A 3,578-nucleotide genomic window follows, 5' to 3' on the forward strand; every position below is an offset into this window, starting at 1 on the left:
CCACGCACAGCAACGTTCATATGCACTTCACCCCGACGTACTCGTCCTGGCTCAACCAGGTGGAGTTGTGGTTTGCCAAGATCGAGCGCGATGTCATCGCCCGTGGCGTGTTCACGTCTTTGCCTGATCTGAAGCGAAAACTCATGCGCTACATCCGCCAGTACAACGAACAGCCAAAGCCAGTGAAGTGGAAGTACTGTGATCTTTCACGACGCATCACTCCCGATTCAATCGTTACAGTCCACTAGCCTCGTTCGCTGCCCGCTCACTACCAGCTCACTGGCCGCGCAGCCAGTCTTGCCGCATTTGCACACCCCGGGTCGATTTGCAGTCGACGGCCGGCATCTCCGGCCGGCTCAGCCGGTTTTCCATCCCGTGCGGATTGAAAACAAAATTTATTATCTTTTGAAGATAACAAACAATCATTCCTTTTATCCATTGCCACACCCAGAATCCATATCTTCCAGGGACGTGCAGGGGCGGTAGTCATTCCTTGAGCTAGCCGCCGGCAACGTTTTTATGTTGAACCGAAAGGGATTACATGGACAGCGGCAAATGGAATCAAGGGCGGCGCAAGCTCATTCGCGCAGGACTGGTGCTGGGCATGGCAATGTGCACGTCATGGGCGTTTGCGGCCTACCCTGACAAGCCCATCAAGCTCATCAAGCTCATCGTTCCTTACCCTCCCGGTGGCGCGACAGATGTCATTGGCCGCATCCTGGCCCTGAAACTGGGCGAATCCCTTGGCCAGCAGGTGATCGTGGACAACCGGGGGGGTGCCGGCGGCAATCTTGGTGCCGAAGCAGCAGCCAAATCGGCGCCCGATGGCTATACCCTGCTGATGGGTGCCTTGACATCCCACTCAACCATGGCCACCCTTGAGAAAGGAAAACTTCGTTACGACATCATCAAGGACTTCACCCCACTGATGGTGGTCGGATCCGTCCCCCTTGTCCTGGTCGTTAACCCGCAACTTCCCGTCAAAAACCTGCAGGAGTTGATCACTTATGCGAAGACGAATCCGGACAAGCTGTCTTACGCCTCTTCCGGCGCAGGTGCACCGCAACGGATGGCGGCGGAGATTTTTCGCAAGGAGGCATCGGTCGGCATGCTGCACATTCCGTACAAGGGCAGTGGTCCTGCGATGACCGACCTGGTCGGCGGCCAGGTGAACCTGATGTTCGAAACGGTGCCGGCCGCGCAGCCCTTCATCAAAAGCGGGCAACTGCGGGCTCTGGCCGTCACGACACCCACGCGCATCTCGATGCTGCCTGAAAGTCCGACAACGGCAGAAGCCGGCCTGCCTGCGCTTGAGGTGAGCTCCACATTCGGTGTACTGGCTCCCGCCGGCACACCGGCCGCCATCGTGGAACACCTGAATGCAGCGCTGGCCAAAATCGTCCAATCGCCGGAGGTCAAGGAGCAATTCCTGCGCCAGGGCGTGTATGCCCTGGCGCCCACCACGCCGGCAAAAGCTGCGGAGCGCCTGCGCAGCGAAGTGTCTCGCTGGGAAAAAGTCATCAAGGAAGCCAACATCAAGGCAGACGACTGAGCTGTCGGCCACCAGATATTTTCAAACACCCTCATGACCATGACATCAAGCGACACATCCAAAAACCATTCCGAAGAAGCCGGTCTAAAAAAAGGCCTGACCAGCTACGGCGACAAGGGCTTCTCGCTCTTTCTTCGAAAGGCTTTCATCAAGGGGGCGGGCTACACCGATACGGCGCTGGACCGGCCTGTGATCGGCATTGCCAATACCGGCAGCGCGTACAACCCGTGCCATGGCAATGCCCCCCAGCTCATTGAGGCCGTCAAGCGCGGTGTCATGCTGGCGGGCGGGCTGCCCATGGATTTCCCCACGATTTCCATCCACGAGAGCTTCTCCGCGCCGACCAGCATGTACCTGCGCAATCTGATGTCGATGGATACGGAGGAGATGGTCCGGGCCCAACCGATGGATGCGGTGGTGCTGATTGGCGGCTGCGACAAGACGGTTCCGGCGCAACTGATGGGCGCGGCATCGGCGGGGATTCCGGCCATCCAGTTGATCACGGGCTCCATGCTGACCGGCTCCCACCGGGGCGAGCGTGTCGGTGCGTGTACCGACTGCCGCCGCTATTGGGGCAAGTTCCGCGCCGGCGAGATCGATGCCGAGGAAACAACGGACGTCAACAACCAGCTGGTAGCCAGCGTAGGCACCTGCTCGGTGATGGGGACCGCCAGCACCATGGCCTGCATTGCCGAGGCCCTGGGCATGACGGTTCCGGGCGGCGCATCGCCCCCAGCCGTCACAGCCGACCGCATCCGGATCGCGGAGGAGACCGGTGCGCGGGCGGTGCAAATGGCTCGCGATGGACTGACCATCGACAAAATCCTGACGCCCGCGGCTTTCGAAAATGCCATGCGGGTGCTGCTGTCCATCGGCGGGTCCACCAACGGCATCGTGCACCTGGCAGCGATTGCGGGTCGTGTCGGTCTGGAAATCGACATGCAGGCGCTGGATCGCATGGGCAGGGAAACCCCGGTCCTGCTGGACCTCAAACCCTCCGGCCAGCACTACATGGAAGACTTCCACAAGGCAGGCGGCATGGCCACGCTGTTCAGGGCGCTCAAGCCCCTGCTGCGCCTGGATGCATTGACGGTGACGGGACGCACCCTGGGTGAGGAAATTGAACTGGCCGGACCAGGTTTTGCGCAGGATGTGGTTCGCTCCATCGACAACCCAATCTACCCGCAGGGAGGCATCGCCGTGCTGCGCGGCAACCTGGCGCCAGGCTGCGCCATCATCAAGCAATCCGCGGCCGACCCCAAACTGATGGAGCATGAGGGGCGCGCCGTGGTGTTCGAGAACGCGGAGGATCTGGTCAACCGCATCGACCGCGACGACCTGGACGTCATGGCAGACGACGTGCTGGTACTCAAGAACATCGGCCCCAAAGGGGCGCCGGGCATGCCCGAGGCCGGCTACATTCCCATTCCGCTCAAACTGGCGCGTGCCGGCGTGAAGGACATGGTCAGGATTTCGGACGGCCGGATGAGCGGCACAGCCTTCGGCACCATCGTGCTGCATGTGACGCCGGAATCGGCCGTGGGTGGGCCACTGGCGCAGGTGCGCAGCGGAGACCGCATCCGGCTCAGCGTGCGCAACCGGGAGATAAGCCTGCTGGTGTCCGATGAAGAGCTCGCCCGGCGGATGCGCGAGAACGTGGTGACCGAGCCGACCGCCGACCGGGGCTATCGCAAGCTGTTCCTGCAGACCGTTACGCAAGCCGACAAGGGCGTCGATTTTGACTTTCTGAGGGCCGCAAAGATCACCGGAAAGACTCCTAGGGCAATGCTGATTAAGGTCCACGGCAATTGAGGGAGAGGCGTTACTTGACGATGAAACAACAAAGCCTGGCGATGGCAGCCGATCAAGGATTGGGATTCGAACAGTTCCGCAAGCCCACGCGGCGGGAAGAGTTCCTCAAGACCATGGACGCGATCGTGCCATGGTCAGCCCTGTGCGAAGTCATCGCGCCGCACTATCCCAAAGCCGGCAACGGACGCCCGCCCATTGGCCTGGAGCGCATGCT

General features: G+C 60.9%; 4 protein-coding genes. All 4 read left to right on the forward strand.

Annotation, left to right across the window (positions count from 1 at the left end):
- Positions 1 to 248: transposase (locus AC1DUB_RS28145; RefSeq protein ID WP_477716748.1), on the forward strand; the 248-nt coding region annotated here is incomplete at its 5' end.
- A gap of 362 nt (positions 249 to 610) precedes the next feature.
- The gene (locus AC1DUB_RS28150; RefSeq protein ID WP_477732368.1) at positions 611 to 1,552 is read left to right on the forward strand and encodes a tripartite tricarboxylate transporter substrate binding protein; all 942 of its coding nucleotides are present in this window, start codon (positions 611 to 613) and stop codon (positions 1,550 to 1,552) included.
- A gap of 33 nt (positions 1,553 to 1,585) precedes the next feature.
- A complete protein-coding gene (locus AC1DUB_RS28155) occupies positions 1,586 to 3,364 on the forward strand; it encodes an IlvD/Edd family dehydratase (RefSeq protein ID WP_477732367.1) in 1,779 nt (592 codons plus the stop codon).
- Positions 3,365 to 3,405: 41 nt separating this feature from the next.
- The coding region (locus AC1DUB_RS28160) for a transposase (protein ID WP_477732369.1) at positions 3,406 to 3,578 on the forward strand (173 nt) is incomplete at its 3' end.

Source organism: Polaromonas sp. P4_F9 (genome assembly GCF_056401235.1).